The sequence below is a fragment of the Bacillus paramycoides genome (assembly GCF_001884235.1).
Lineage (GTDB): Bacteria > Bacillota > Bacilli > Bacillales > Bacillaceae_G > Bacillus_A > Bacillus_A paramycoides.
The window spans coordinates 1-1,799 of the sequence record NZ_MAOI01000074.1; the positions used below are offsets into that span (position 1 = coordinate 1).

Here is a 1,799-nt window from a genome sequence, read left to right on the forward strand (position 1 = left end):
CTGTTTATTCCAGTTCGAAGAACCTTTTGTTCTTCTAGAAAGGATACGCTGTGCTTTCGCTAACTTTTCTTCTAATGTACGGAAGAATTTAGGGTTCTTGTATGTTGTGCCCTCAGAAAGAATGGCAAAATCTTTTAATCCAACATCAATTCCACAAGTGGATTCAGTTTTAGGAATTTCTTGTACGTTTGTTTCAGCAAGGATAGATACAAAGTATTTACCACTTGGGTTACGACGAATCGTTGCATGCAAGATACGCCCTTCTACTTCACGACTTTTAGCAAAGCGAACAAGGCCAAGTTTCGGTAATTTTATTGTGTTGCCTACAATTCCAATATTTCCGTTTGTTTGCTTAGTTGTGTAGGATTGAACTGTATTCTTTTTAGACTTGAATCGTGGCATATCATTCTGTTTCTTGAAAAAACGTGAAAAAGCATCTGCGAGGTTTTTAATGTGGATTGAAGAGCGATACTATCTACTTCTTTTAACCAAATCGTATCCTGTTGCTTCTTTAATTGAGTAAGCTTGGCAGAGCAAGAGGGATAGGTTAACCCTTTTCCAGCTTCTTTATAAGTATCATTCCAAAGAGCAAGAAAATGGTTAAATACAAAGCGACTGCAACCGATTGTTTTAGCAATTAATATTTCTTGTTTCTTATTCGGGTAGATACGAAATTTATATGCTTTTTTTACTAACATAGGTTGCACCTCACTTTTTCATAGTATATCTACAGTATACAAAAAAACGTAGTCTTACGCCTACTGACATTCATCTCCCACCTAAAATTGGTGTTTCACACCTTCACATTTTTGAGGAAGGAGTCTTCTGTCAGAAAACGATAAAAAAACACTGCCAATCGCAGTGTTTGGGCTACCTCCACATGTCTATCAAGCTAAGAAAAGCGAACACACAAAACAAAAAAATGACGAGGTTAATATTGTAGCATCTGGAAAGCAAGCAGTTTCTAAAGTCTAGTTAAGCAGATACAGTAAGCAAGTATACTTTTTCACTGCTTCTTTTTTGAACTACCCCCACTTAACACTCTAACGAGCTGTTTGAAGTGGGGGATTCCTACGAACACCAAGGTATCCCTCAGTTTTATGAGTAGGCGATCCCCGTAGTCCCTACGGTTAGGAGCCTTACGGCCTCTTTTCTCAGATTTTCCGCTGCGTTCACATCTCTATCATGATACATACCACAAGAAGGACACTTCCATTCACGCAGGTTCAGGCTTTTCACGTCTTTGTTTTTGTAGTCGCAATGCGAACAAGTTTGGGAACTAGCGAATGTTTTCGACACCACAATCACTTGTTTCCCATACCAGCGTGCCTTATACAACAACATCGCTTTGAATTGTGACCATGATACTTCTTGAATCGCTTTCGCTAGTTTGTGATTCTGTAACATATTCGAGACTTGCAAATCTTCTATCCCAATCACATCGTGGTTTTTGATGATCCTAGTAGAGAGTTTTTGCAAATAGTCCGTTCTTGCCTGTTTAATTCGTTCATGAATACGAGCGACTTTCATTCGCTGTTTCTGCCAGTTCGTTCCACCTTTTGTACGTCTAGATAGAATACGCTGGGCATGAGCAAGTTTCTTTTCTAATACCCGAAACCATTTTGGATTACCGAATACCTCACCTGTTGAAAGAATAGCAAAGTTTTTCACACCAACATCTATACCAACAGTGGAATCGGTCTTCGGTAATTCTTGTACTTCCGCTTCAGCAAGAATCGAGACAAAATATTTTCCACTTGGATTCCTTCTGACAGTAGCACTCAAAATTCGTCCTTCTA

1 protein-coding gene and 1 pseudogene are annotated in these 1,799 nt (G+C 38.9%); both read right to left on the reverse strand.

Annotated elements, in window-relative coordinates:
- Nucleotides 1-698 (reverse strand): annotated as a pseudogene (locus BAU28_RS15265) (RNA-guided endonuclease TnpB family protein); the annotation flags it as partial.
- 400 nt (nucleotides 699-1,098) lie between these two features.
- On the reverse strand, nucleotides 1,099-1,799 hold a 701-nt coding region (locus tag BAU28_RS15270), incomplete at its 5' end, for an RNA-guided endonuclease TnpB family protein (protein WP_165615166.1).